The sequence below is a fragment of the Solibacillus sp. FSL K6-1523 genome (genome assembly GCF_038005225.1).
Lineage (GTDB): Bacteria > Bacillota > Bacilli > Bacillales_A > Planococcaceae > Solibacillus.
This window is the reverse complement of record NZ_JBBOSU010000001.1, coordinates 3,852,273-3,878,097: the sequence shown is the minus strand read 5'-3', so window position 1 is coordinate 3,878,097 and position 25,825 is coordinate 3,852,273. Positions and strand designations below refer to the sequence as shown.

The 25,825-nt window shown below is 37.0% G+C and carries 23 protein-coding genes and 1 riboswitch; of the genes, 21 read left to right on the top strand and 2 right to left on the bottom strand.

Going from position 1 to position 25,825, the window contains the following annotated elements; all coding sequences use genetic code 11:
• Positions 1 to 70: 70 nt before the first annotated feature.
• Positions 71 to 955, bottom strand: coding sequence for a patatin-like phospholipase family protein (locus MHI10_RS18710; RefSeq protein WP_340788119.1), 885 nt, complete (start codon positions 953 to 955; stop codon positions 71 to 73).
• Between the two features lie 592 nt (positions 956 to 1,547).
• On the opposite strand from MHI10_RS18710, the gene MHI10_RS18705 reads away from it, so the two are divergent.
• The 14 genes from MHI10_RS18705 to MHI10_RS18640 all read left to right on the top strand — a co-directional run bounded on the left by MHI10_RS18705 (position 1,548) and on the right by MHI10_RS18640 (position 17,791).
• Positions 1,548 to 2,546, top strand: coding sequence for a tRNA dihydrouridine synthase (locus tag MHI10_RS18705; RefSeq protein WP_340788117.1), 999 nt, complete (start codon positions 1,548 to 1,550; stop codon positions 2,544 to 2,546).
• 325 nt (positions 2,547 to 2,871) lie between these two features.
• Positions 2,872 to 3,849, top strand: a complete 978-nt coding sequence (locus tag MHI10_RS18700; protein WP_340788114.1) for a TAXI family TRAP transporter solute-binding subunit — start codon at positions 2,872 to 2,874, stop codon at positions 3,847 to 3,849.
• The gene (locus tag MHI10_RS18695) at positions 3,839 to 4,312 is read left to right on the top strand and encodes a DUF1850 domain-containing protein (RefSeq protein ID WP_340788111.1); all 474 of its coding nucleotides are present in this window, start codon (positions 3,839 to 3,841) and stop codon (positions 4,310 to 4,312) included. The genes MHI10_RS18700 and MHI10_RS18695 overlap by 11 nt, the downstream gene beginning before the upstream one ends.
• Positions 4,305 to 6,311 (top strand): TRAP transporter permease, encoded by a 2,007-nt coding sequence (locus MHI10_RS18690; RefSeq protein ID WP_340788110.1) that lies wholly within the window; start codon positions 4,305 to 4,307, stop codon positions 6,309 to 6,311. Before MHI10_RS18695 ends, MHI10_RS18690 begins: the two co-directional genes overlap by 8 nt.
• Before the next feature lie 248 nt (positions 6,312 to 6,559).
• Positions 6,560 to 6,646, top strand: a riboswitch (cyclic di-GMP riboswitch).
• 151 nt (positions 6,647 to 6,797) lie between these two features.
• The gene (locus MHI10_RS18685) at positions 6,798 to 7,172 is read left to right on the top strand and encodes a hypothetical protein (protein ID WP_340788109.1); all 375 of its coding nucleotides are present in this window, start codon (positions 6,798 to 6,800) and stop codon (positions 7,170 to 7,172) included.
• A gap of 43 nt (positions 7,173 to 7,215) precedes the next feature.
• Positions 7,216 to 7,929 (top strand): hypothetical protein, encoded by a 714-nt coding sequence (locus tag MHI10_RS18680; RefSeq protein WP_340788108.1) that lies wholly within the window; start codon positions 7,216 to 7,218, stop codon positions 7,927 to 7,929.
• A 41-nt stretch (positions 7,930 to 7,970) separates the two neighbouring features.
• Positions 7,971 to 9,011 (top strand): methyl-accepting chemotaxis protein, encoded by a 1,041-nt coding sequence (locus MHI10_RS18675; RefSeq protein WP_340788106.1) that lies wholly within the window; start codon positions 7,971 to 7,973, stop codon positions 9,009 to 9,011.
• A 224-nt stretch (positions 9,012 to 9,235) separates the two neighbouring features.
• Positions 9,236 to 9,796, top strand: coding sequence for a DUF4256 domain-containing protein (locus MHI10_RS18670; RefSeq protein ID WP_340788104.1), 561 nt, complete (start codon positions 9,236 to 9,238; stop codon positions 9,794 to 9,796).
• Positions 9,797 to 9,966: 170 nt separating this feature from the next.
• Complete coding sequence (locus MHI10_RS18665) at positions 9,967 to 11,217, top strand: MFS transporter (RefSeq protein WP_340788102.1); 1,251 nt, start codon at positions 9,967 to 9,969, stop codon at positions 11,215 to 11,217.
• 68 nt (positions 11,218 to 11,285) lie between these two features.
• A complete protein-coding gene (locus MHI10_RS18660; RefSeq protein WP_340788099.1) occupies positions 11,286 to 12,839 on the top strand; it encodes a catalase in 1,554 nt (517 codons plus the stop codon).
• A gap of 78 nt (positions 12,840 to 12,917) precedes the next feature.
• Positions 12,918 to 13,427 (top strand): YehS family protein, encoded by a 510-nt coding sequence (locus MHI10_RS18655; RefSeq protein WP_340788098.1) that lies wholly within the window; start codon positions 12,918 to 12,920, stop codon positions 13,425 to 13,427.
• 218 nt (positions 13,428 to 13,645) lie between these two features.
• Positions 13,646 to 14,695, top strand: a complete 1,050-nt coding sequence (locus tag MHI10_RS18650) for an LLM class flavin-dependent oxidoreductase (RefSeq protein ID WP_340788096.1) — start codon at positions 13,646 to 13,648, stop codon at positions 14,693 to 14,695.
• Positions 14,696 to 14,960: 265 nt separating this feature from the next.
• Positions 14,961 to 15,857 carry a radical SAM/SPASM domain-containing protein gene (locus MHI10_RS18645; RefSeq protein WP_340788094.1) on the top strand — a complete coding sequence of 299 codons (897 nt, stop codon included), beginning with the start codon at positions 14,961 to 14,963 and terminating at the stop codon, positions 15,855 to 15,857.
• Between the two features lie 182 nt (positions 15,858 to 16,039).
• A complete protein-coding gene (locus MHI10_RS18640; protein ID WP_340788093.1) occupies positions 16,040 to 17,791 on the top strand; it encodes a methyl-accepting chemotaxis protein in 1,752 nt (583 codons plus the stop codon).
• A 50-nt stretch (positions 17,792 to 17,841) separates the two neighbouring features.
• Here the strand turns inward: MHI10_RS18640 and MHI10_RS18635 are convergent, their stop codons facing one another.
• Entirely contained in the window at positions 17,842 to 18,414 is a 573-nt protein-coding gene (locus MHI10_RS18635) for a metallophosphoesterase family protein (protein WP_340788091.1), read from the bottom strand.
• A gap of 217 nt (positions 18,415 to 18,631) precedes the next feature.
• Here MHI10_RS18635 and MHI10_RS18630 point away from each other — a divergent pair, with 217 nt between their 5' ends.
• From MHI10_RS18630 to murQ, 7 genes are all read left to right on the top strand, one after another.
• Complete coding sequence (locus MHI10_RS18630; protein ID WP_340788090.1) at positions 18,632 to 19,480, top strand: MurR/RpiR family transcriptional regulator; 849 nt, start codon at positions 18,632 to 18,634, stop codon at positions 19,478 to 19,480.
• Positions 19,481 to 19,539: 59 nt separating this feature from the next.
• Positions 19,540 to 20,931: an ABC transporter substrate-binding protein gene (locus tag MHI10_RS18625; protein WP_340788088.1), complete on the top strand. Its 1,392-nt coding sequence runs from the start codon at positions 19,540 to 19,542 to the stop codon at positions 20,929 to 20,931.
• A gap of 92 nt (positions 20,932 to 21,023) precedes the next feature.
• Entirely contained in the window at positions 21,024 to 21,917 is an 894-nt protein-coding gene (locus MHI10_RS18620; RefSeq protein WP_340788085.1) for a carbohydrate ABC transporter permease, read from the top strand.
• 12 nt (positions 21,918 to 21,929) lie between these two features.
• Entirely contained in the window at positions 21,930 to 22,754 is an 825-nt protein-coding gene (locus MHI10_RS18615) for a carbohydrate ABC transporter permease (protein WP_445683197.1), read from the top strand.
• A gap of 10 nt (positions 22,755 to 22,764) precedes the next feature.
• Positions 22,765 to 23,808: a serine hydrolase domain-containing protein gene (locus tag MHI10_RS18610; protein ID WP_340788081.1), complete on the top strand. Its 1,044-nt coding sequence runs from the start codon at positions 22,765 to 22,767 to the stop codon at positions 23,806 to 23,808.
• A gap of 4 nt (positions 23,809 to 23,812) precedes the next feature.
• Complete coding sequence (locus MHI10_RS18605; RefSeq protein ID WP_340788077.1) at positions 23,813 to 24,793, top strand: N-acetylglucosamine kinase; 981 nt, start codon at positions 23,813 to 23,815, stop codon at positions 24,791 to 24,793.
• Position 24,794: 1 nt separating this feature from the next.
• Complete coding sequence (gene murQ, locus MHI10_RS18600; protein WP_340788075.1) at positions 24,795 to 25,697, top strand: N-acetylmuramic acid 6-phosphate etherase; 903 nt, start codon at positions 24,795 to 24,797, stop codon at positions 25,695 to 25,697.
• Positions 25,698 to 25,825: the final 128 nt, after the last annotated feature.

The following is a 25,825-nucleotide window of genomic DNA, read 5'->3' as shown; positions in this document are numbered from 1 at the left end:
ATAACTATAATTGAAATAAAAATGACGAGTAACTATTCATAAATAGCTGCTCGTCATTTTTTTGTTTCCTTTACCAAACAGGTGACCAAGTTTTTAAAAATTGAATGGTGCGCTCTCTCCCAATATTAATGAGTTTCTTCTTTGTTGCCTCATCCACATCAAATTGAGTAGCGCTATAATTTTCGACAGGAATAAAAATGATATCCTTCTCATGTTTTCGTGCAATATAGCGATTGTCATGCGCATCTTTCATTGTTGAAAACAGCGCTTCAAATAACTGAATGGCATTATTGATTTTATGTGGTGACATTTCATCACTGGCGCTACTTAATTTCATGCCGAGAACAGGTCTTACTTGTTTTTTATTATCATAAATCCAAAGAGGGAAATTACTCAAAACCCCACCGTCCACAATGACGCATTCTTCCTTGCCATTCTTCAAATACGCAGGCTCAAAGAAAAATGGAAGACCACAGCTCATGCGCAGTGCACGGGAAATCGGGAATGTACTACCATCAATTCCGTAATCCTTTAAATCATCAGGCAACACAATAATTTTCCCGTTTGTTAAATCGGATGCAACGAGCTTTAATGAATCCTTTGGTAAATCGCCGAAATTTCGGATGCCTTTTGTTGCTAATTTTTGATGGAACCATTTTTCTAACGCTTTCCCTCGGTACAAGCCAAGCCGCTTATATAAATTTACCCATTTTAAAAAAGGCATATTAATCAAAAACTTTGGAGGGTCGAGCAATACTTTTAAGTTGAGCTCATCAAATATTTCTTCTAGCTCTTTTGCATTAAAACCCGCTGCAATAAAGGCTGCCAAAATAGCCCCAGCACTCGTACCGGCAACGCGTCTAAATTGTATTCCGCGCTGCTCTAACACTTGTATTGCCCCTACGTAAGCAAATCCTTTAATACCACCGCCAGAGAACACCCCATCAACAATCATTTGTTCTCTCCTTTAACGCTTTTATACACTGTAAGAATAAAAGGAAGCATTTAGAACAAATTAATCGAGAAGATTGTAATAACGGGTTGGATTTTACTAGTGAAAAAATATTTGCATAAAAAAAGACCCGGAAATTAAATTCCGGGTTTGATTCGCACTTACATTGAATACTCCATGACACACTGCCTCGCTTTCGCATGGAATCTTAAGAATGTCCTAAGAAAACGTTGCTTAGCTGCACCCAGTAATGATGGGCCTTCAGAGATATTGATCATTCGCACTCATCGGGTTAACCCTCCAAGTCATTTAGATTCGAAGTGAAATCTTTAATAGTATGGAATGCTTTTTATTTTTTATACATGGATTAGTAATTATTTTTTTGCAGTAGTTCAAATTTAGCAGAAAAATATGCGTTTCGAGGACATTGGGGAACATAAATGAATAAAGCTAGGTTATAATTTAACTTGATTCAGCGGAAGTCTCCTATTTTCTATTAGTAGTGAATGAATGCGAAATAGGCAATTTTACTCAATGAAGCGCTGCTGAACTATATTTATTAATTTTAGGACGAGCATTTAACTATGTACCAATAATGAGAGGGTTTGAATATATAATGAAAGAAAATTTTTGGACTGATTTACCGAAACCATTCTTTGTGCTTGCACCAATGGAGGATGTAACGGATGTTGTTTTTCGTCAAGTAGTAAGTAAAGCGGGACGACCGGATGTATTTTTCACAGAGTTTACAAACTCGGATAGCTATTGTCATCCAGAGGGCATGAAAAGCGTGCGTGGGCGTTTGATTTTTACAGAAGATGAACAGCCAATGGTAGCACATATTTGGGGGGATAATCCCGAATACTTCCGTCAAATGAGTATTGGTATGGCTGAGCTGGGATTTAAAGGAATCGACATTAATATGGGTTGTCCTGTACCAAATGTGGCGACAAGAGGGAAAGGGAGTGGCCTAATTTTGCGTGCAGAGGTTGCAGCAGAACTTATACAAGCAGCAAAAGCGGGCGGACTACCTGTCAGCGTGAAAACACGACTTGGCTATAGTGATTTAGCGGAGTGGGAGGAGTGGCTAACGCATATTTTAAAACAAGATATTGCGAACCTTTCTATTCATTTGCGTACAAGAAAAGAAATGAGTCAAGTTGATGCGCACTGGGAGCTAATACCGGAAATTAAAAAATTGCGTGACCGTATAGCACCAAATACGCTACTAACAATCAATGGAGATATTCTTGATCGTCAAATGGGGTTAGAGCTTGCTGAGAAATATGGTATTGATGGTGTAATGATTGGACGCGGTATTTTTAAAAATCCTTTTGCTTTTGAAAAAGAGCCAAAAGAGCATAGCAGTAAAGAATATTTGGATCTTTTAAGATTGCAGCTAGACCTTCAAGATCAATATGCAGAAGTGCTACCTCGTTCAATTACAGGACTTCACCGCTTTTTCAAAATTTACGTCAAAGGGTTCCGTGGAGCTGGTGAATTAAGAAATCAATTGATGAACACGAAATCAACAGATGAAGTACGCGCATTGCTTAATAATTTTGAAATGAATGATGATGAAGTGGAGCAGTGAAATGATTTAATTTTTTAAAAGTTAAAGCAAAACGGAATCACATCATTATATTTAGACTTATGTTCATCCAATTTTAATAAGAGTGATTCTCTGCAAATTTATTTTCTACATAAAAATGCGGAGAATCACTCTTTTTTATCTCTAAAGGGTTTGTCTCTATAATTACCCACTATTATAAATATTTCACAGTACACATTTTTTGCCTTTCGAACGAAATATTCCGTCATTTCAATAATTATATGATGGTTGAATCTTGTAAATTTTCATAAAATTGTTGATATTGAAATTGTTTTAAGTGTATAATTTCGCAAGGGGGAGATATAATATGAAATTAAAAAAATACGGGATTATCTCTAGTTTATTACTTACAGGTGCAATTTTAACGGCATGTGGAGGAGATGAAAAATCTTCTGGAGATGCAGAATCTACAGATAGTTTATCAACAAATATCGTAACAATTGCTACTGGTGGTTCTTCAGGTCCATATAATATCATTGGCACAACATTAGCAAATGAGTACTCTGAAATTTACGATGTAAACTCAAAGCCTCAAGCTACTGGTGCATCAGTAGAAAATATTAACTTAATTAAAGAAGGTAAGGTTGAAATGGCCTTTTTAATGAGTGATGTTTTAACTGAAGCTGTTAATGGAACTGGAAACTTTAAAGAAAAAGTGGATAAAGTACAACAAATTGCAGCGCTATATCCAAACTACGTACAAATTGTTACGACGAAAAATTCTGGTATTAAAACAATTGAAGATTTAAAAGGTAAACGTGTAGCAGTGGGGGATCAAAACTCTGGGGTAGAAGTTAATGCACGCAACTTACTGAATGGTCATGGTATTACATATGATGACGTTAAAGTGGATTATTTAGGTTATGCAGAAGCGGCAGATGGGCTGAAATCTGGTAGTATTGATGCAGCATTTTTAACTTCAGGTTTACCAAATTCAAGTGTATTAGAATTAGCTAACAGTATCGAACTTACTCTAGTATCTGTTGATCCGAATAAGATTGCTGAAATTGCGAAAGAACAACCATACTTTATTGCGCTAGATATCCCAGCAGACACTTACGGGAATACGGAAGCAATTCCAACTGCGGCAATTATGAATGCACTAGCTGTTTCATCAGAGTTAAGTGAAGATGATGTTTATAAATTGACAAAAACATTCTTTGAGAGCTTAGGGAAGCTTACAACATCTCATCAAGCTGCAGCAGATATATCTCTTGAAAATGCACAAAAAGGTATGGTAGCACCAGTACACCCAGGAGCTCAAAAATACTTCGATGAGCAGTAAGAAATATTGGCAAGTAGTAGCAATTATAATTATTGCGCTAGTATTGCCTTTGTTTCTGATTCGCAAAGAAATTGTCCTTGTGAAATATGAACAAGGGCAATTTTTAATTGAAGATGAATTTACTATTGGTTGGATTCATTCAGTGGAGAAAGAACCTTGGTTTGAAATATATACAGTACATAATAATCAACTACTTCTGAGAGAAACTTATTTTAAAACATTTGGTGCAGGTACACCTTCTGAAGGGACAATTATTGAAACAGACGATGGATATGTACATTTTATGTTAAACAAACCTTTTCAAGAGGTAAATATGGTTGTTTCAGAAAATGTGAAAACTACTTTGTATACTAAAAATGAAGAAATAAAATTATATGAATTAGCGGATAATTATTCTAATCTTTCATTCAAAGTTCAAAAAATACCATTATGGAAGTATATTAGAGGTGAGAAATATGGATAAAGAAAATAAGAATGCTGCATCAGAAGTTTTATCTGAAACACAACAGCAGGAAATCTTAGAGAAGTTTGATACGGAATCGAATGTTCGGAAATTTACGGGCAAAAAAATAATGTTCTTCATATCATTAATTGCGATTATTTATTCTGTTTATCATTTATATGTGACATTTAATCCGCTGCCAACTTTACAACAGCGTGCTCTTCACGTATCCATTGGGTTAGCATTAATTTTCTTAATCTATCCAACTTATAAAAAGCAAGATCGTAGTAAAGTCGCTATCTATGACTGGTTATTATTTATTTTAGCCTTTGTTTCAGCTGGTTATTTAATCATTGAGTACGATGCTATTATGACAGAACGTGGCGGTATTCCTAATACGGCAGATATTATATTCTCCATTATGACTGTTATTTTAGTGCTAGAAGCAGCTCGACGGGTAACAGGTTGGATTTTACCTATGTTAGCCATGGTCTTTTTAATCTATCCATTTATTAGTCATTATAGCTGGATGCCTCGTCGAATGATGACACGATCTTATGATTTAGGGGATATTTTTGGTCAAATGTATTTAAAAACAGAGGGGTTATACTCCACGGCTATTGGTTCTTCTGTGCAATTTATTTTCCTATTTATCTTGTTTGGTGCCTTCCTTGCGAAATCGGGTATGGGACAATTATTTAATGATTTAGCTCTAGCACTTGCAGGACATCGCCAAGGTGGACCGGCAAAGGTGGCGGTAATTTCTAGTGGTTTCATGGGAAGTATTAATGGTGCTGCAGTGGCTAATGTTGTAGGAACAGGCGCTTTTACGATTCCATTAATGAAAAAGGTTGGGTATTCAAAAAACTTTGCGGGTGCTGTTGAAGCAAGTGCGTCTATCGGTGGACAAATTTTACCACCAATCATGGGTGCTGCTGCATTTATCATGGCTGAAACTACAGGAGTTGCGTATGGGACGATTGCCCTTGCTGCATTAATTCCAGCAGTACTCTATTTCTTAGGTGTTATTATGCAAGTCCACTTTCGAGCAGGACGTGATAATTTACGTGGTATACCTAAAGCAGACTTACCACTTGTGAAGGAAGTATTAAAGGCACGCGGTCATTTGTTATTGCCAATTGTGTTTTTAGTTTACTTACTCTATGTAGGTGTACCGATTGGTCAAACAGCTATCTATACAATTGTAGCAACTGTTATTATTGCAGCAATTCGTAAAGAAACACGTATGGGCTTTAAAGATATTTTAGCTGCATTAGATAGCGGTGCTCGCCAATCGTTAGCAGTTATGGTTGCTTGTGCGGTTGTGGGCATTATTATTGGTGTAGTTAGTTTAACTTCATTCGGTAATGTTATGACTTCATCAATTGCTAGCTTAGGTGCAGGATCTTTATTCTTAACATTATTCTTTACTATGATAGCATCGATGATTTTAGGGATGGGGTTACCATCAATTCCAGCGTATATTATTACGGCAACAATGGCTGCACCAGCTTTAGCTGAATTTGGTATTCCAATTTTAGTAGCGCATATGTTTGTTTTTTACTTCGGTATTTTTGCCAACATTACACCGCCTGTTGCTTTAGCGGCATTTGCAGGAGCGGGCATTTCTGGTGGAGATCCAATGAAAACAGGTTTTGCTGCATTGAAACTTGCATTAGCAGGATTTATCATTCCATATTTATTTGTTTATAATCCAGCTATGTTAATGATTGATACGACAAATATTGCGGTCAATGCTAAGGAATTCCCAATGGCGCCAATTTCATCTATTATTATCATAACAATAACGGCTATTATTGGCATCATTGCATTAAGTGCTGCGGCAGAAGGATTCTTCGTGACAAAGCTAAATTGGATATTGCGTATTATTTTAGGCGCAGGTGCAATCTGTATGATTATACCTGAAACATATACAGATATCGTTGGCTTAGTAATTGTGTTTGCAATTTTAGGTTACGATTTTGTAAGAAGTAAAAAGAGTAATATAGTAGCAGTTTAAATACTTGTAAAAGGTCACTCAAAAATTAGGGTGACCTTTTCTTTTGTTTTTTTTATAATTAATTCAACTAATTGGCAGCATTAGCTACTGAATAATTATAATTAACCAACTATTTCTATTCTCTTTCAAGAAAATCCTGAATTAATACAATATGTACTAGATGAAAGTACTAAAGTTGAAAAGATCTTACAAGTAATTTATACTGTTATAGTATTAATAATGTGTGAAATTTTACTTAGATACCTTTAAATTGAAAAAGGCAAACTTATTGAAAGGTAAGGACGCAAAGCTACGAGTCTAAAATCCTCTTGGATCATGACAGTCGGGTTGCCAAAAAAGAAGTGGTTATTTTGCTACCTCAACTTTTTTTGTTGTGGTAGTTTTTTATTTGAAAGAAATGTTGTAATGAATAACGGTGCACGCTATGAAGCCGCAGATGATAAAGAAATAGTAGCTAAAATATAGTTAGAGAGAAGGAGATTTAAGATGATAGTTGTTGATGAACCACGATATAAAATGGCTATTTATGAAGCAAAGAAAGAAGTACATGTTCAAGTAATTGGGTTTATTAAAGAGGATCTTGTTGAAGGCTTTTTAAACAATTTAGAAAAAACAAGTGGGATGGTACAGAAGAGAAATTATCGATTAGTTGTTGATGCAACTCATCAATCACCGCTTCCTTCGAAAGTTTCGGCAGGACTAGGAGAGACATTCATGTTCTACGCGTCTCTTGGATTTAAAGATATTGCCATTGTAAGTTCTATATCTAAAATTTCAGCAGTACAAATTCGAAATGCACTAGAGACAGTTGATTTCCCAGGTAGACTAGTTAATCATGTTTCTGAAACGACTTCAAACTAAATTTTAAATACACAGCTTTAAATGAGAGAGGAATAATATCACGATGCAAACAACAGCAGATTTATATACAATCGAAATTCTTACAAAGGATCAACCTGAATTAATTGAAAAAACAGCGGAATGTTTAGCGAAGACATTTGTTGGGGTAGAAGTTGGTGGAAGATGGATACAAGAGCCGATCATCGGATACGCTTTAAATTTACCTTATGAAGATTGGTATCAGTTTACGAAAGAATATATCGAAACATTTGCCCACCAAGGTTATTGTGCAATAGCGCTAGATAATGAACAAAATGTTTTAGGTGCACTAGTTGGGGATACAAATGCCTTTGAAATTATTGAAGAAGACATTTTTGGTGGAACATTTGCTGATATGAACGTTGTAATGCGTGTATTAGCGGATATTGATCAACGTTTCTTAGATGATTATAAAATACGTAACGGTAAAGATTTGGAAGACGGAGAAGCGTTACATATCTTTTTACTAGGGATCATTGCTGAACATAGTCGTCATGAAATTGTACAAGGCTTAGGTGACGCATTAATAAACAAGGCGAGAGAAGAAGGCTTAAAACTTGTACTAGCTGAAGCGACAAATCCGAAATCAATGCGCGTCTTGGAGAAGTATCATGGTCTAACAAAATATGTAGATGTAGAAGGAAATTTTATTGTTCATAAATATGAAGACAATGAAAGACTAAACAAAATTCCATCGACTACAGCAGATGGAATTTATATTGTTGTAAAGGAACTTTAAAACTTCATTATTAAATAAATTAGAAGAATAGGAGATTTTTCATGGGAGTTATTATGATGGTAATTATTGTCGTTTTATTGTGTACCTCTTTGTATTTTGCGTACCAATATTTTACGCTTAAACGCCAATCTCATATAAATAATGAGGTTACAAGTGAAATGACCGGACATTCTGCAAGTGAAGAAAATGAGCAAATTCAGTCGTTTGCAAAACTTGTAAATGAAAAAGGCGAAAAGTTGACGGAACATGGAGAATACGCCGCTGAAAAGGCTGATATTGTAAGGGCTGCAATAGATGAGGTAGGTAAAGGATTAAAAAAACAATTAATCGCTACTGAAGAAAGTTCTACTTCAATTGAAGATATGACAGTGGCTATTGAAGAGCTATCGATTAGATCAAACCAAATTTCAGAAAAATCGAATACGACATTAGAATTGACACAAGACGGTAATGATAAGTTAAAAGATTCGATGATAAAAATGGAAAAATTTAATGAAACAATTAATACAACATCTGGTGCGATTAATATTCTTGGTGAAAGATCACATGAGATTGGAAAAATTGTTAAAGTAATTACGGGAATTTCAGAGCAAATCAATTTATTAGCTTTGAACGCAGCGATTGAAGCAGCTCGTGCAGGTGAACACGGTAAAGGGTTTGCTGTAGTTGCTGGGGAAGTTCGTAAATTAGCTGAACAATCACGTCAGTCATCTTCTGAAGTATCGAATATTGTAAGAAACATTCAAGAAGAGACGGATAAAGTTGTATTTTCAATGAAGCAAGGTACAGAAGAATTTGCTCAAACGAATACAACAATTGTAGAAATTGGCGAGATGTTTGAAAAGATTGTAGAAATTACAAAAGTGATTGCTGAAAATAATGCGAATTCATCTGCAAGTACCGAAGAATTATCTTCAAGCTCACAGCAAATTTCGGCAGCAATGCAAGAGATTTCTTTCATTTCTCGAGAATCAGTTGAAATGTTTGAAGAACTAGTAGAAATTAGTGACGATGAATCAAGTACAATGGAAAAGTTAGTCCAGGAAGCCAAAAGTATTGCGGAATTAATAAACGACAAATAAATTAGTCATTAATTCAAGATACTGAAACTAGTAAAAGCAGACGGTTCGAAATGTGATCATGCATTTTCAATAACCGCCTGCTTTTTTGTATAGAGGTATCTGAAATAAAATAGAAATATTAAAAATTTCATGCGTATAGGATTGCGTTTTGCACATATCATAAACCCTTTGATATAGTATTACTAAATACGCAAAAACAAGCAAAATATTATTGGAGGTTTCGTATGGAAAACAGAAAATTATCACTAGAACAACAAGGAGAACTACTTGCCTTATTGAAAGCCCGTTTTGAGAAAAATATGAATCGTCATCCAGAGCTTGAATGGACAAACGTTCAAGAAAAGCTAGAAGCGAATCCTGAAAAACTATGGTCTCTTTGTGAAATGGAAAGAACTGAGGGAGAACCTGACGTAGTGTCCTTTGATGCACAAACAGGGGAGTATACTTTTTATGATTGTTCAGCGGAAAGCCCTAAAGGTCGCAGAAGTATTTGTTATGATCGTGAAGCATTAGAATCAAGAAAACAACATAAACCGAAAAATAGTGCAATCGATATGGCGAATGAAATGGGAATTGAGCTGTTAACAGAAGAACAATACCGAGCGCTACAAAATCTTGGGGAATTTGATAAGAAAACATCGAGCTGGGTAGCAACACCATCCGATATTAGAAAACTAGGTGGGGCGATTTTCTGTGATCGTCGCTACGACAAAGTGTTTTTATACCATAATGGAGCAGATTCGTACTATGCAGCGCGAGGCTTTCGTGGCTCGTTAAGCGTTTAGTATTTCTGGATGAAACGTTAAAATAATTAATATTGAAGGGGATGTCCAAAGAAATTATTTGGGTATCCCCTTTTCGTATATATCCAACTTGCTGACGCAATTACGCCGAGGCGTAATTGATTAAGGAACTTCATATACATATTGTAAAAGCAAATGGGGAGTGGGGATCATTGGACAAACGAAATAGCAAATACAGATGGCTTGTATTTGGATCCGTATTATTTACTTATTTGTTAATGGCGAGCCAACGAACCGCTCCAGGACTAATAACAGATCAGCTGATGAGGGATTTTCATGTGACGGCATCAACGATTGGATTATTGACGAGTATTCAATTTTTCGTTTACACAAGTTTGCAAATTCCGATGGGGATATTGGCGGATCGTTATGGACCGAACTTCTTTCTCATTGTCGGGGCAACACTTACAGGTTTAGGAACGATTATTTATAGTGTTGGGACACATGAAGTCGTCTTATTTTTTGCCCGAATACTTACAGGTGTAGGCGATGCAACGATTTGGGTGAATATGGTGCTCATTTTGGCTGGATGGTTTCATACGAAGGAATTTGTTCGATTAATTGGTTTGGCAGGTATGACAGGTAGTCTTGGTTTCTTATTGGCAACCGTACCTTTCTCGGCATGGATCCATTTACTCGGTTGGAGAACAGCATTTTTCTCTGCGGGAATATTATTATGTTTATGTGGCATATTGCTTTATTTTGTACTAGTTAAAAAAGCGAAGAAAATTTTCGTGGAGGAACCAGTAATAATTATAGAAGAGGTTCAACGCGAAAAAACATCTGTTATACTCCTAAGAATATTTTCGAGTCGGCAAGCGTGGGCTTTATTTTTTTGTCATTTTGGCGTAGTTGGTGGTTATGTTGGATTTATTAGTTCGTGGGCAGTTCCATACGGGATGAATATGTATGACATGACACGTTCCGAAGCGAGCCAGCTCATTATGGTTGGTTTGATTGGAGCGCTAATTGGAGCCCCTCTAGCTAGCTGGATTTCAAGCCGAATCGGAATGATAAAAAGACCGTATATTGTTATACAATTGACGGTGTTAAGTGGATGGTTTACATTCCTTATATGTAAAGGGTATCCATCACTTTACTTGCTCATCCTTCTTTTTTTTATTATAGGTATTGGTTACGGGGCAAGTGCATTAACTTTTGCAGCTGTACGTCAATCTTTCCCATTGAAAGAATCCGGCATCGTTTCGGGTTTTGCCAATACGGGTGGCTTTTTAAGCGCGGTATTACTGCCCATCATTTTTGGTTATATATTAGATTATTTTCAAGCTACTTCAGGCAATGTTGGGAATGGTTATTACTATGGTTTCATCGCACCAGTTATTTTTTCCGTTATAGGCTTATTGGGGGTATTTTTTATGAAGGAAAAACCGCAACCTTCATAATTATGGGGATACAAATTGTATAGCCCCCTTTCAAATTGCCCATGCTTACTAAAAAGGAGTGAGTGAGCATGGAAGAGATGGAAGAGGAAATTTTAACGAATGGGCAAGGGCATCCGATAACAAATAACCAGCAACTTAGGTCTGTTGGTGATCGAGGTCCTGCTACATTAGAAAATTATGATTTTATTGAAAAAATTAGTCACTTTGATAGGGAGCGTATTCCAGAGCGTGTTGTTCATGCAAGAGGTGCGGGAGCCCATGGCGTTTTTGAAGCATATGGAACAGTTGAAGATGAGCCGATTGCTAACTTTACGAGGGCAAAGTTATTTCAAGAAAAGGGCAAGAAAACGCCTGTATTTGTACGATTTTCTAGTGTGATTCATGGTGGACATTCGCCGGAAACATTACGTGATCCGCGCGGGTTTGCGGTGAAGTTTTATACGGAAGATGGCAACTGGGATTTAGTAGGGAATAACTTGAAAATCTTTTTCATTCGGGATGCGATGAAGTTTCCGGATATGATTCATGCCTTTAAACCAGACCCAATTACGAATCGACAAGACGCAGAACGCTTTTTTGACTTTTGCGCAGCATCACCAGAAAGCTTCCATATGGTAACGCTAGTTTATTCACCATGGGGGATTCCTGCCAATTATCGGATGATGCAAGGTTCAGGAGTGAATACGTATAAATGGGTTAATGCAGAAGGGAAAGCAGTCCTCATCAAATACCATTGGGAACCGAAACAAGGTATTCGCAATTTAACGCAGCAGCAGGCACAAGAAATTCAAGGGAAAAACTTTAATCATGCGACACAAGATTTGTATGAAGCGATTGAAAAGGGAGAGTATCCAGAGTGGGAGTTATTTGTGCAAATAATGGAAGACGGCCCGCATCCAGAGCTTGATTTTGATCCGCTTGATGATACGAAACTTTGGCCAAAAGAACAATTTCCTTGGAAAGCAGTTGGCAAAATGACATTAAACAAAAATCCTGAAGATTATTTTGCAGAAGTAGAGCAAGCTGCATTTGGAACAGGGGTGCTTGTCGATGGGCTCGATTTTTCCGATGATAAAATGTTGCAAGGTCGTACATTTAGTTATTCGGATACGCAACGACATCGCGTAGGGGCGAATTATTTACAATTGCCTATCAATGCACCGAAAAAGCATGTTGCAACGAATCAGCGCGGTGGTCAAATGCAGTACATCATTCAAAAAAACGGCAATCCACATATTAATTATGAACCATCTTTGTTAGGTGGACTTAAAGAAGCGCAGCAAGCCGGCAAGGAATATACACCATTTGTTGAAGGAAATCTCGTACGTGCCCCACTTGACCGAACAAATGATACGAAACAAGCGGGTGAATCGTATCGAGAGTTTGAAAAGTGGGAGCAGGATGATTTAATTTTGAATTTAACAACCGATTTAGCGAAATGTGCCCCAGCCATTCAAGAAACAATGATTCGTTATGCTGAGCAAGCAGATGCTGACTATGGGAAACGTTTGCGAGAGAATTTGAAAACAAGTAGTGAAAATGCAGGACCCCTTGGCAATGCAACGAGTGATGAAGGCGTTCAGCAAGCAATTGATGAAAGTAAAGAAACCGACCCACTGTAAAAAGTCCAATGTTGCAAGCTAACATTCATAGCGTAACCTCTGTTATAATATGTGCTAGTAGAACTGTGGAGGTTTGTAATGGATAATAATGATATTTTAATTCGCGTGCGCTATGCATTGGATTTAAAAAATAGAGAAATGGTTGAGATTTTTGGATTAGGTGGCGTAACAGTAAAGCCTGAGGATATGCCGAAAATGTTAACGAAATCTTTAGAAGAAGATGAAGAAGTACCAGCAGATTATGAGCAAGTAAAAGTGAATCACAAAACATTAGAAGCTTTTTTTAATGGACTGATTACGCAAAAGCGTGGGCCAATGCCGAAAAAAGAAGGGCAAGCTTCACCGCCTGTGCAAGAAAAGCCTGATCATATCAATAACATGGTATTAAAAAAGCTAAAGGTTGCTTGTCAACTGACAGCTGAAGAAATGCTTGATGTTCTCGATGATGGTGGGATTGCTGTTTCTAAAGGAGAGCTTGGCGCGATTATGCGTAAGCCTGGTCATCGCAATTATAAAGAATGTGGCGACAATTTTGCGCGTAAATTTATTAAAGGGCTATCGATTCGCTATCGCGGTCAAAATAAATAAATTATCACAATGGTAACCCATCATTTCCGCATTTGTTGGAATGGTGGGTTTTTGGCGTATTGGGTATATATAAGTTCAAGAAAAAATTCTATCCTCATGATGCGCGTTTTCTAACAAAGCTTCTAATAAAAATAGATCCTTTAATTAATTATATAGCTAATACTTTCAATTCGAGATAAATTCAATGTATGATATATGGAAAAAGGGAGAGATGTAGGATGGAACTAGGAATTACAACGTTTGTTGAAACAACGAAAAATGCAGTGAATGGTGGGACAATCCCACATGATGTTCGTATTCGGGAAGTAGTCGAGGAAATTGTACTAGCTGACCAAGTTGGGCTTGATGTATTTGGTGTTGGTGAACATCATCGAGAGGATTTTGCAGCATCTGCACCAGAAATGATATTAGCAGCAGCGGCATCACAAACGAAAAATATTCGTTTGACAAGTGCTGTAACGGTTTTATCCTCTGCTGATCCTGTACGCATATTTCAAAACTTTTCAACATTAGATGCGATTTCCAATGGACGAGCAGAAATTATGGCTGGGCGCGGTTCATTTATCGAATCTTTCCCGTTATTTGGCTATGATTTAGACGATTATAATGAATTATTTGATGAAAAGTTAGAGCTATTATTACAACTTTGTAAAAATCAAGTCGTCAATTGGCAAGGGAAACACCGCGCATCGATTGAAAATTTACAAGTGTTTCCGCGCTCTGTGCAAAATCCATTACCTGTGACGATCGCAAGTGGAGGAACGCCGCAATCCGTTGTTCGTGCAGGATTATTAGGATTGCCACTTGTACTCGCTATTATCGGAGGAAGTCCACTGCAATTTGCACCGTTAGTAGAATATTATAAACGCGCGGCAACTAAGGCAGGACATGATGTAAGCAAGCTAACTATTGCTTCTCATTCGCACGGTTTTATTGCTGAAACAAATGAACTGGCGAGAGAGAAATTTTATCCATCTACAGCGCTTGTTATGAACCAATTAGCTAAAGAGCGAGGTTGGGGTCCTTATACTCGCCATACATTCGATTCGATGGCTGAGTTAGAAGGAGCACTTTATGTTGGCGATCCAGAAACAGTTGCGGAAAAAATCATTTATCTAAGAAAGCATGTCGGTATTGATCGCTTTATGATTCATATGCCTGTTGGTTCGATGCCTCATGAAGAAGTCATGCGTGCAATCGAGTTATTTGGGAAAGAAGTTGCGCCTATCGTCCGTGCAGAAGTGGCAAAATTAGAGCGTGAGCAATAAGTCGCTTCTATCCTTTTTTTTATCAATTACGCCTTGGCGTAATTGCGTCCAGAGTTTTTCGAGCTCGCTCGAAAAACTCCTCTATAAAATCTGTGACATCCGCCGGGGCATAACTTGATTCAGCTGGGGTTTGAACACCCACTGAAAAGGTTTGCCTATTTAGCATTTATCCCTTTTTATAGAAATAGGGGACTTTTTGCTGAATTAAGTTAAAAATTTGATACAATAAAGAGTACTGAGTAGAAAAAGGATTGGTGAACGAGCGTTGAAAACATTTAAGAAAGTTTATATAGAGATTACGAGCGTTTGTAACTTGGCATGTAGTTTTTGTCCGCCAACTGAACGTGCAAAAGGATTAATAAAAGTTGATCAGTTTGCTAATATCCTTGATGAAATTAGAGGCTATACGAAATATATTTATTTACATGTAAAAGGAGAGCCATTACTCCATCCGCGTATCGGACAGTTACTAGATATTGCGCATGAAAAAGGGTTCAAAGTGAATATTACGACGAACGGTACTTTAATTAAAAAAAATCGTGAAAAATTATTAGGTAAGCCTGCATTACGTCAAATTAACTTTTCACTGCATAGCTTTGATGGACATGAAGGTTCTGAAAACCGCGAAAAATATTTAGATGATATATTACAATTCGTTCGTGAAGTACGTGAACACAATGTTATTATTTCGTATCGTCTGTGGAATTTACAGCGCAATCATCTTTCTGAGGAAGCGAATCGTAGAAATCGTGAAACGCTTGAAATTCTTGAAAAGGAATATGAGCTTGATTATGAAATTCAAGAGCGTGTTGAGATGGGATCAGGCGTTAAAATCGCGAAAAATATTTATTTAAATCAGGATCATGAATTCCGCTGGCCAAGTTTGCTTGAAAAAGCAGATGAAGGAAAAGGCTTTTGCCATGCGCTGCGTACCCATGCGGCGATTTTAGTAGATGGCTCCGTAGTACCATGTTGCTTAGATGGTGAAGGGGTTATTAATTTAGGAAATGTCCATGAGCAAAAATTTGGAGATATTGTTGGAAGTGAGCGTGCGCAAAATTTAGTAGATGGCTTTTCACGCCGAGAAGCAGTGGAAGAACTATGTAAAAAATGCGGCTTCCGTCAAAAGTTCGGATTGGACCATGAGTTACCAGAAATGTAAAATTGGTGAATTACGTTAAGTGGACCATCTATTTGACTAGAGAATATAGTAAAATAGATTTAGTACTTTCGGGTAAAGGTATTTATCCTCACGACAGATTGAAATGGGGAGAATTACTATATTTATTTTACTTCTATTGAATAGATGGGATCATTCGTAGAAGTCCATAGGGAGAGAAAATCATGTTTGGTAAGAAGAGAAATAATAATTACAAATATTTTAACGAACACTCTGAATCAGATATTCAAACAAATGAACGTTTTAAAGAGAAATTAGATTTCCTTGCATTATCAAAAGTGCGCCGTGACTCCGTAACATTACTACATAAAATTTATGATGAAAACCGCCACGAAATTTTAGATAGTTTCTATGACCGCTTATTAGCTATTCCAGAATTCAAAAAAATTATTGATGAAAACTCAAGCGTAGAACGTTTAAAAATATCATTTGATCGTCATTTTACGAGTTTATTTTCAGATGAGCTGACAATTGAATATGTGTTTAAACGTCGTCAAATTGCGTATACCCATGCAAGAATCGGAGTACTTCCAAACTGGATGATTTCTGCGTATACATTAATTAATCAGCTAATTATCCCGTTAATCGCAAAACAATGCGGCAAAGATAGCAAAAAACTATTAGATACATTATTAGCTTACGATAGTTTAGTGACAGTAGATTTACAAATTATTGTTGAGACTTATATCGAAATCCAAGGTGGCTCGGTTGTAAACGGTTTAGGCGAAATTATTCAGTATAATACACAGCTAGATCAAATTAAAGAGCTCATTCAGTTCCAAGAAGTTCAACATAATGATGTGAAATTAGCAAGTGATTTAATGCTAGAGCTCGATTCAAGTATTGAGGAAATCGCTGCATCGGTTGGGGATATTTCGACCCATACACAAGTTTCACTAACTGAATTGAATGATGATTTAAAATCATTGGAGCAAGTTTCGATAATTTTACAAAATACAGATGAAGGGCAAAAGTCCGTTCGTCAAAATGTCGCCAATTTAGTAGATCGTGTGCACAGCGTGTCAAAAGTAATAGGGCTTATTCAAGGAATTGCCGATCAAACGAATCTACTTGCATTAAACGCGTCGATTGAAGCGGCCCGTGCAGGAGAAGCAGGAAAAGGTTTTGCGGTAGTGGCAGAAGAAGTTCGTAAATTAGCAGATGAAACAAAGCGTTCGGTACAATCGATTCACACAGATATTCAAGAATTGTTGAAAATTACAGGAAATATCGATGAGTTAACGGAAAAATCTACAGAAGAATTACATATAGGCGTAACAGATGTCATTCAAATTACGAGAACACTTTCGGAGCTCAACCAAACGTTACAAATACAAGGCGCACGATTTGAAGAAATTGCTGCAACAACGAAGCATCAAGCGCAATCAGCAACTGAAATTACAGAACGTAACCGCAGCATGACAGAAAGTACGATTCGTAGTAAAGATATCGCATTTGAAACAGGAACGGCGATTTATCGTTTAAGTAAAATGATTGATGACTATCGATCGCAAACGATTTCGAAAAATATGATCATTAGCCAAGAAGATATTATCGAAGTGGCGATTACAGATCACTTATTATGGCGCTGGAAAATTTACAATTTACTACTAGGTTTCGAGGAAATGGATAATTTAAATATAGAAACACCACGCGAATCTAATTTAGGACAGTGGTATTACGGAAAAGGTCGAGAGCTTTTAGGCGATGAAAGACCATATCGCGAATTAGAAGCACCGTTTTTAGAAGTATATGAAATTGCAAGAAATGCAGTTCAAGCCCATGTTCAAAATAAAAATGAACTGGCAGAAACGTATTTAGAAGATTTGACGATCACTTCACGAATTGTTATTGATAAGCTGCAGCAATTGCAACAAGTTTTAGTAAATAATAAATCTCAATATATAAAAAAGTAATTTTTTAGCGAGCAATACGCAGTCAAAGTGGCTACGTATTGCTCGCTTTTTCATGCTTGCATAAAAGTAACAGTCATTTTCTCACTATCATAAAGACACCATTCCTTATTTTCGACAACGGCACCGACATTAATTTGATAACATTTTTCATCAAGTGCAAATGGAGTATGATAAGGAACAGTTTGTCGTTCGCCATTTATATATATTGCTGAACGATGACTATGTCCAAAAAATAATAACGGTGTTTGAATCGCAGGAAATGTTGGATTGAAGTCTTCATCCCATTCGAATTGATGCCCATGCATTAATGTAGCATGTTCTATTTTATACACTTCTTCATACTGTAAAAAGCGTTCGTCTCCCGTCACGAGGGCGATGCGTTCTTCCTGATTTCCAATAATTGAAGGGAACGTTAATAAATTGACGAACCTTTTTTCGATAATCGCCGCATCCTTTACTTGTGCATTACGAATTACTTGCGCTTTCTTTTTGCCGATAGTGCATTCAAATAAATCACCTAATCCAATAATTTGAGCTTGGGGAGCGACTTCCTTTATATGTTCGAGCACTGATTTTGTACGTTTGTAATTTGAATGTAAATCACCTAATAATGCATATTGCATAATTGCCACCACCATTGTTAGAAAATCTAATTTGAAGTATAGCAGAAATAATAGGAAAAAGTAGATGAAGTGAATTTCAATTGTTATAAAATTCGAAAAAGTAATAAGTAAGTTATTGACAAAAAGTTACTTGTCATAATAATATGTAATAAAACTCCCTATTATCAGAATTTTCGAGAAACTTTATTACAATTATAAATGAAGTAGGTGTATTTAAATGATCGAAAATGGGATAGAAAGAATTTACTCTAGAATAGGGCTATTAAAGCCAGCTGAAAAAATTGTAGCAGAATTTATTGTAAAAAATACGGCAGCAATTATACATATGCCAATTGCGCAACTCTCTTTAGAAACAAAAACGAGTGAAGCAACAATCATTCGTATGTGTCGCGCACTACATTTCACAGGATTTAAGGATCTAAAGTTAAGCATTGCGGCTTCTCTAGGTCAATCTAAAGATAGCGTTGCTTATTCAGAGCTAGAAAAAAATTCAACAATTACCCAAATGATTCAAACAATTAGTGTTCATAACATACAATCTATAAAACAAACATTAATTGCAAATGATAAACGTGAACTTAATAAAGTGATTCAACAGCTTGATAATGCTAGAAAAATTATAGTGATTGGTGTAGGTGCATCGGCAGTAGTGGCACTTGATTTTGAACACAAGTTTAAGAGAATTGATAAATGGTGTGAAGCCATTACAAATAGTCATGGGCAATTGATTGCAGCAACACATGTAAAAAAAGAGGATATTATTTTTGCCATCTCCTATTCAGGAGAGACGAAGGAAATTATTAATACGGTATGTGAAGCAAAAAAAAATGGCGCTATCATTATTACGATGACGCAAAATCAAAGAAATACATTACAAACTTATGCGGATAGTTCATTATTTACAGTTTCAAACGAAGCAATGATTCGCAGTTCAGCAACTGCATCAAGAATTGCACAATTAACATTGATTGATATTTTATTTACTGGCGTAGCTACTTTAAACTTTGAGCAATCGATAGAAGTGCTAGATCGCACGAGAAAAACAGTCTCGACCTATTCTCGTTAATGTATGGTGCAAACTATGATTTAATAGTTTACATAAATATCAATAAGGGGTGTTTACTAATGGTTCACAAAAAAGGGATGAAGCAATTTTGGCTATTATTCGCATTAGTAGGATTGTTGATGTTGTTAGCAGCATGTTCGGGCGATGATACGAAAGACGATGTAGCAACAAACGTTGAAGGTACAGAAGCGGATGGAACACCGGAAGAACCGGCAAAAGAGGATGGACTATCAGGTAAATTAGAAATTCAATACTTCGTAGGTGGTTACGGAGATGAATGGTGGAAACAAGTAATTGGCGATTTCAAAAATGAGAATCCAAATTTAGAAATTGTTGAACATGCGGGTCCAAATATTAATACAGAAATGAATACGCGTTGGATTTCAAATAATCCACCAGATGTTGTGTATATCGATGGAGCCGGTGCAAATGAAACGCAAATGATTGCAGAAGGTCAATTAATGGATATTAGTGATTTTGTAAAAGATTTAAAGATGGAAGATGGTACACCGTTACTAGACAGCTTCATTTCACCAGCTGAAGAAATTGATGGTGGGAAAATTTACTCGTTACCACTTGTATTTGATACATGGGGTATTTGGTATGACTCAAACTGGTTTAAAGAAAATAATTGGGCAGCACCAACAGACTTTGACACGTGGTTAAGTTCAATGGAGCAAATTAAAGTAGAAACGAATATTGCACCGTTCATTACGACGGGTCAACACCCACAATACTTTGAGCGTGGTGTATTAAATCCTGCCTTTGCAGCAGCTGGTGGGGAACAATTTTTAAATGATTTAAGAAATGGTGTAGTAGAAGCATGGCAAAGACCCGAAGCATTAGAAGTTATGAAAAAAGTACAAAAAATGGCCGATGCGAAAGTTGTAGATCCTGGATTTGCGGCATATAACCATACACAATCACAAATGAATTTCCTACTGCATAAAAATGCATATATTCCAGTAGGATTCTGGTTACCGAATGAAATGAAAAATGACACACCAAGTGACCTTGAATTCGGTTTCACGCCAACACCGATGAATGAACCAGGAGAGCCTTTAGCGTTAGTACCAGATATTCGTACGATTGCGGTTTCTGAAAAAGCAAAAAATCCAGAAGCAGCAAAAGCGTTCCTAGAGTTCATTTTCACTGAAAAATACGCACAAGACTTTGCAGCATCAACTGGCGCTATTATGAACTTGAAAAATGTAGATCTGTCAGCAAATACAAATGTGCCTGAATTTTTAACAGGTATTAATGACATGATTAATAATCCAGATGCTGTACAACTTTACAAGCACCATACACCAGACGCAGAGGTACAAAAAATTGCGGTTGAAATTACAAATGAAATAAAATTACAACTTATTGAGGTTTTATTAGGTAAGAAAACGGCAGAGCAATTTATCGATATTATGACGAAAAAATCTCAAGAATTACGAAAATAAATAAGTAAAGGAATGGGGTTGACTAGGAAGAACGTTTTCTAGACAGCCCTTCCTTTCTATTAACATTCAACTGAGGGGAGGAAGAAATAGAAATGGCGCAATCAGCGAAACAACGCTATTTATTTTTAGCCTTTTGTTTACTTCCAACGTTTTTATTATTTCTTGTTTTTACCGTATATCCGATGCTCGGCGGTTTATATTATTCCTTTTTTGAATGGTCAGGCACGAGCTCAGTAAAAACATTTATTGGCTTAGATAATTATGTGAAGCTTTGGAATGATACCATTATTAAACAGGCGATATTTAATGACTTCTTCTTCGTATTTGTAAAAGTAATTGGCATTATGATGCTTTCCTTATTTTTTGCAGTTGCGCTAACACAGCTTCGTATTAAAGAAGCACCGTTTTATCGCATCGTATTTTTCTTTCCAAACATTATGTCCGTTGTCGTAATCGGGATCCTTTGGCAATTTATTTATGACCCGAGTATCGGACTGGTTAACAGCTTTTTAATGAAAGTCGGCTTAACCGAATGGGCGCGTCCTTGGTTAGGGGATATGACGTGGGTTTTACCGAGTATTGCGATTCCTGCGATATGGGCGGGGATTGGTTTATTTATGTTATTGCTTATGGGGGGCATTTCGAATGTACCTAAAAGTTTATATGAAGCAGCAGATATAGATGGTGCTTCAGAATGGCAACAATTTTGGCGAATTACGGTGCCATTAATTTGGCCGCAAATTAAAACATCGATTTTATACATTATTATTACATCATTAAACGGCTCATTCGTGTTAGTTCAAGTAATGACGGGCGGTGGTCCAGGAAGCGCGTCAGAAGTAATGGGCTCATACTTATACCAACGTGCATTTGAAGACTTTCAATTTGGTTATGGTGCGGCGATTGGCGTATTAATTTTAGTCGTATCACTCATTACCGTTTTAATTTCGCAATTTATTTTGAAAAAGGAAAAAGTAGAATATTAAAGGGGGGTTATGATGAAAGCTTTTTCACAAATTATGGTGCGAATTCCGCTTATACTATGGGCTATAATCGTAATTTTCCCGCTCGTTTGGATGTTTATGGGTGCTTTTAAAACGAACGCTGAAATTTTCACTTCTCCATGGGCGCTCCCACAAACGTTTAACTTTTCAAACTTTGCACGTGCATGGAATGACTTCAATATTGGTCGTGCCTTTTTAAATAGCTTTTTCGTTACGGCTTTAGGTTCCATTTTAACGTTAGCACTATCAATCCCAACGGCGTACGCATTAGAACGAATCCGCTCGAAAATGGGCGAGGTGCTCATCAATGTTTATTTAGCTTCGATGATGATACCAGCTGTTTTAGGGTGGATCCCGCTATTTTTCTTATTAATGAAGTTGAATTTACTAGATAATTTATGGGCGTTATCTCTTATATACGCCATTTCACATGTGCCTTTTACCATTTTCATATTAATCGGCTTTATTGGCAATATACCAAAGGAGCTTGAAGAGGCGGCAACTGTGGATGGGATGAGTCAATATGGTATTTTGTTTAAAATCATTACACCTTTAATCAAATCAGGTATTATGACGGTCACAATTTTAAATGCGATCTCTTATTGGAATGAGTTTTTTATGGCACTTATATTACTACAAACAGAAAGTAATACGACATTAGGGGTTGCGATGAACTTATTAAAAACGAAAGCGCAATACGAAAGTGCGTGGGGCGTATTATTCGCAGGATTATGTATCGCAGTGATTCCAGTCATTATTTTCTACACAATTTTCCAACGCTCTATTGTAAAGGGTATGACAGAAGGTGCGATTAAATAGGAGGATTCATATGGAATTCCAAGCAGTCCAAAAATTTATAGAACAGTCCATAGAACAAAATGTATTACCAGGTGCGGTGCTTTGTATTGCTAATAGGAAGGATATTTTATTTAAAAAGTCTTTTGGCAAGGCGCATGTTAAAAAGGATATTTTAATGAAGGAAAATACGTTATTTGATGTTGCTTCTTTAACGAAAGTTGTCGCAACAACACCAGCGATTTTATTACTTTTAGAACAAGGATTACTTGATTTAGACGATTCGATTGCACACTATTTTCTAGAGTTACAAGGGCAACATGAAGAGGTGACGATTAAACATTTACTGACGCATACGAGCGGCTTTCAACCAGAAGTAAGGTTTTATATCGAAGCAAATGTGCAGAAGAGTCCATTAGAAGTAATTGAACAAATACAAAATCGTAAAGCAATTGGCTCAGAAGTGATTTATAGCGATGTGAACTATATTTTACTAGGCATGCTCGTAGAAAAGATTAGTGGAGAGTCACTATCTAGTTTTACGAGGAAAAACATTTTTCAACCACTACAAATGGAACACACATTATTTAACCCTTCATCCGATTTACAAATACAAATAGCAGCTACTGAATATCGCAATCATTTGCAAGATTACCAGTGGGGAGATGTTCATGATGAGAATGCCAACTATTTTGGTGGTGTAAGTGGGCATGCGGGGCTGTTTTCAACGGCGGAAGATTTAGCACGTTACGCACAAGCTTTTATGAAAGGGGAACCTTCTATACTTACAGAAGAAACGAAACGAATGAGTAAACAAACGTATACGAGGGAACTAGATGAACAGCGCGGCTTAGGATGGCAAGTGTATAGTAATCCGACTTTTTCAGGGCAATATTTGCAAGATGGTTTTGGACATACTGGTTTTACTGGAACGTCAATGTGGATTTCAGATGAACAGGAAATCGCCATCGTGTTACTAACGAATCGGGTGCACTATGGGCGACAATGTAATATTCAAAGGTTTCGACGAATTACTCATAATTTAATCGCGCTAGCAGTAGAAAACAGTAGGAAATAAGGTGATGGACATAGCAAAACAGTACTATATCGGTATTGATGGGGGAGGAACGAAAACACGCTGTGTGATTGGCGATACAGAGGGCAATATCATTGGTTATAAAGTAAGCTCCTCTGGCAATATAAGTGCGATTCCACTTACGCAGTTGCATGACATGCTTCAGTCTATGATCGAAACGGTTTTAGCACAGGCGAAAATTCCGTTGCATGATGTTCATAAAGTTTTTATTTGTTTAGCTGGTGCAGATCGCTTAGATGAAAAGAATAAAATTCATCAATCCTTTGAGGGAAGTACGTTGTTTGACAAAATAATGATTCAGAGTGATGCACATGCCGCATTAGCAGCGGGAACATGGGGGGATTCAGGTACATTATTAATTGCAGGCACAGGTTCTATCGTTTATGGCTGGAATGGTGGACACAATTTTCGAGTGGGCGGCTGGGGCTATTTATTAGGTGATGAAGGAAGCGGTTTTCATCTTGGGAAATTAGCGGTGCGCTCTATTTTACAATCCCATGATGCAAAGCTTCCAATGCGACTGTTCCAGCGGGAAATATTAGCGCACTTTCAAGTTCAACATCCGCCAGACATCATCTCGAAAATTTATAGTCAAAAGGCGTCAGTCCCAATGATTGCATCCATTTGTAGCGATGTGCTGTTGGCATTTGAACAAGGGGATGAACTTGCAAGTGAGATGGTTCACTTAACTCAGCAGGAATTAATCCGTTTAATTCGCTTAGCTCAACCTCAAATGGATATGGAAAAGCCACTCGTTTTACATGGGGGATTATTCAGTAGTGGTCCTTTTTTTGAATCATTTTGTAAACATTTAAAACTACAATTTCCTACGTTGGAATTGTTGAGGCCAGAAGTTTCAGGTGAGGTAGGCGCCTATATTTTAGCTCTGCATGCTAATCAAATTTTAATGGATGAAGCGATGAAGGAAAATATTAAAAACACATGGGGAAATGTAAAGGAGGCGTGACATGAACAACCAACAATTGACAACTGAAAAACGCAATTCTGAAACGATGAATTTAGATGAATTAACGGTTGAAGAAATTTTAACGATTATGAACCGCCAAGATGAGCATGTCGTTCAAGGTGTCGCCAAAGTACTACCAACTTTAGAGAAAATCATCGAGAAGATTGTTGATAATATTTTAAATGGTGGGCGAATTTTTTATGTAGGTGCTGGTTCCAGTGGGCGTTTAGCGATGATGGATGCGTCCGAATGCCCGCCGACATTTATGACAGATCCTAATTTAGTCCAAACGATTATGGCAGGTGGAAATTCAGCATTTTTCCAAGCAGTTGAAAATGCAGAAGATGATGCCGAGGCAGGACAGCGAGATATAGCTGAGAAAGCGATTACGAAATGGGATACCGTCATTGGGATTACGGCGAGTGGTACAACACCTTATACAATAGGTGCTGTAAAATATGCGCGATTGAACGGGGCATTTACGGTTAGTTTAACGAGCAATAAAGATTCAAAAATTAGCCAGTATACAGATCAAGCAATTGAAGTGGATGTCGGTCCGGAAATTTTGACGGGCTCAACACGTTTAAAAGCAGCGACTTCTCATAAAATGATTTTAAATATGATTAGTACAGCCACTATGGTGAAACTAGGAAAAGTGTATGAAAATTTAATGGTCGATGTTAACGCCAGCAATAATAAGCTAGTGGAGCGCGCAAAAAGAATCGTTATGATGGCCACAAATTGCTCATATGAACAGGCAGAACAAGTTTTAAACACGACGAATCTAGCAGTAAAACCAGCGATTGTCATGCTGAAAACAAATGCAGATTTTGAAACAGTTCAAACGATACTTAGTGAAGTAAACGGAAATACGAAGCGAGCTATTGCTAAACTAAATTTATAATTGACTGAGGTGTTAGTTGTAGATTGCTAACATCTTTTTTTGTGGAGAATTTTATCCAACACATTTTGATTTCTATCCATCACTTTTCACTTTCTATCCGCCGCGACCTAGGATTTCGGGGGGACGGA

Excerpts from the sequence above, each read along its gene's own strand:
- MHI10_RS18710 (WP_340788119.1), bottom strand. The coding sequence starts at position 955 with ATGATTGTTGATGGGGTGTTCTCTGGCGGTGGTATTAAAGGATTTGCT.
- MHI10_RS18705 (WP_340788117.1), top strand. The coding sequence starts at position 1,548 with ATGAGAGGGTTTGAATATATAATGAAAGAAAATTTTTGGACTGATTTA.
- MHI10_RS18700 (WP_340788114.1), top strand. The coding sequence starts at position 2,872 with ATGAAATTAAAAAAATACGGGATTATCTCTAGTTTATTACTTACAGGT.
- MHI10_RS18695 (WP_340788111.1), top strand. The coding sequence starts at position 3,839 with ATGAGCAGTAAGAAATATTGGCAAGTAGTAGCAATTATAATTATTGCG.
- MHI10_RS18690 (WP_340788110.1), top strand. The coding sequence starts at position 4,305 with ATGGATAAAGAAAATAAGAATGCTGCATCAGAAGTTTTATCTGAAACA.
- MHI10_RS18685 (WP_340788109.1), top strand. The coding sequence starts at position 6,798 with ATGATAGTTGTTGATGAACCACGATATAAAATGGCTATTTATGAAGCA.
- MHI10_RS18680 (WP_340788108.1), top strand. The coding sequence starts at position 7,216 with ATGCAAACAACAGCAGATTTATATACAATCGAAATTCTTACAAAGGAT.
- MHI10_RS18675 (WP_340788106.1), top strand. The coding sequence starts at position 7,971 with ATGGGAGTTATTATGATGGTAATTATTGTCGTTTTATTGTGTACCTCT.
- MHI10_RS18670 (WP_340788104.1), top strand. The coding sequence starts at position 9,236 with ATGGAAAACAGAAAATTATCACTAGAACAACAAGGAGAACTACTTGCC.
- MHI10_RS18660 (WP_340788099.1), top strand. The coding sequence starts at position 11,286 with ATGGAAGAGATGGAAGAGGAAATTTTAACGAATGGGCAAGGGCATCCG.
- MHI10_RS18655 (WP_340788098.1), top strand. The coding sequence starts at position 12,918 with ATGGATAATAATGATATTTTAATTCGCGTGCGCTATGCATTGGATTTA.
- MHI10_RS18650 (WP_340788096.1), top strand. The coding sequence starts at position 13,646 with ATGGAACTAGGAATTACAACGTTTGTTGAAACAACGAAAAATGCAGTG.
- MHI10_RS18640 (WP_340788093.1), top strand. The coding sequence starts at position 16,040 with ATGTTTGGTAAGAAGAGAAATAATAATTACAAATATTTTAACGAACAC.
- MHI10_RS18635 (WP_340788091.1), bottom strand. The coding sequence starts at position 18,414 with ATGCAATATGCATTATTAGGTGATTTACATTCAAATTACAAACGTACA.
- MHI10_RS18630 (WP_340788090.1), top strand. The coding sequence starts at position 18,632 with ATGATCGAAAATGGGATAGAAAGAATTTACTCTAGAATAGGGCTATTA.
- MHI10_RS18625 (WP_340788088.1), top strand. The coding sequence starts at position 19,540 with ATGGTTCACAAAAAAGGGATGAAGCAATTTTGGCTATTATTCGCATTA.
- MHI10_RS18620 (WP_340788085.1), top strand. The coding sequence starts at position 21,024 with ATGGCGCAATCAGCGAAACAACGCTATTTATTTTTAGCCTTTTGTTTA.
- MHI10_RS18615 (WP_445683197.1), top strand. The coding sequence starts at position 21,930 with ATGAAAGCTTTTTCACAAATTATGGTGCGAATTCCGCTTATACTATGG.
- MHI10_RS18610 (WP_340788081.1), top strand. The coding sequence starts at position 22,765 with ATGGAATTCCAAGCAGTCCAAAAATTTATAGAACAGTCCATAGAACAA.
- MHI10_RS18605 (WP_340788077.1), top strand. The coding sequence starts at position 23,813 with ATGGACATAGCAAAACAGTACTATATCGGTATTGATGGGGGAGGAACG.
- murQ (WP_340788075.1), top strand. The coding sequence starts at position 24,795 with ATGAACAACCAACAATTGACAACTGAAAAACGCAATTCTGAAACGATG.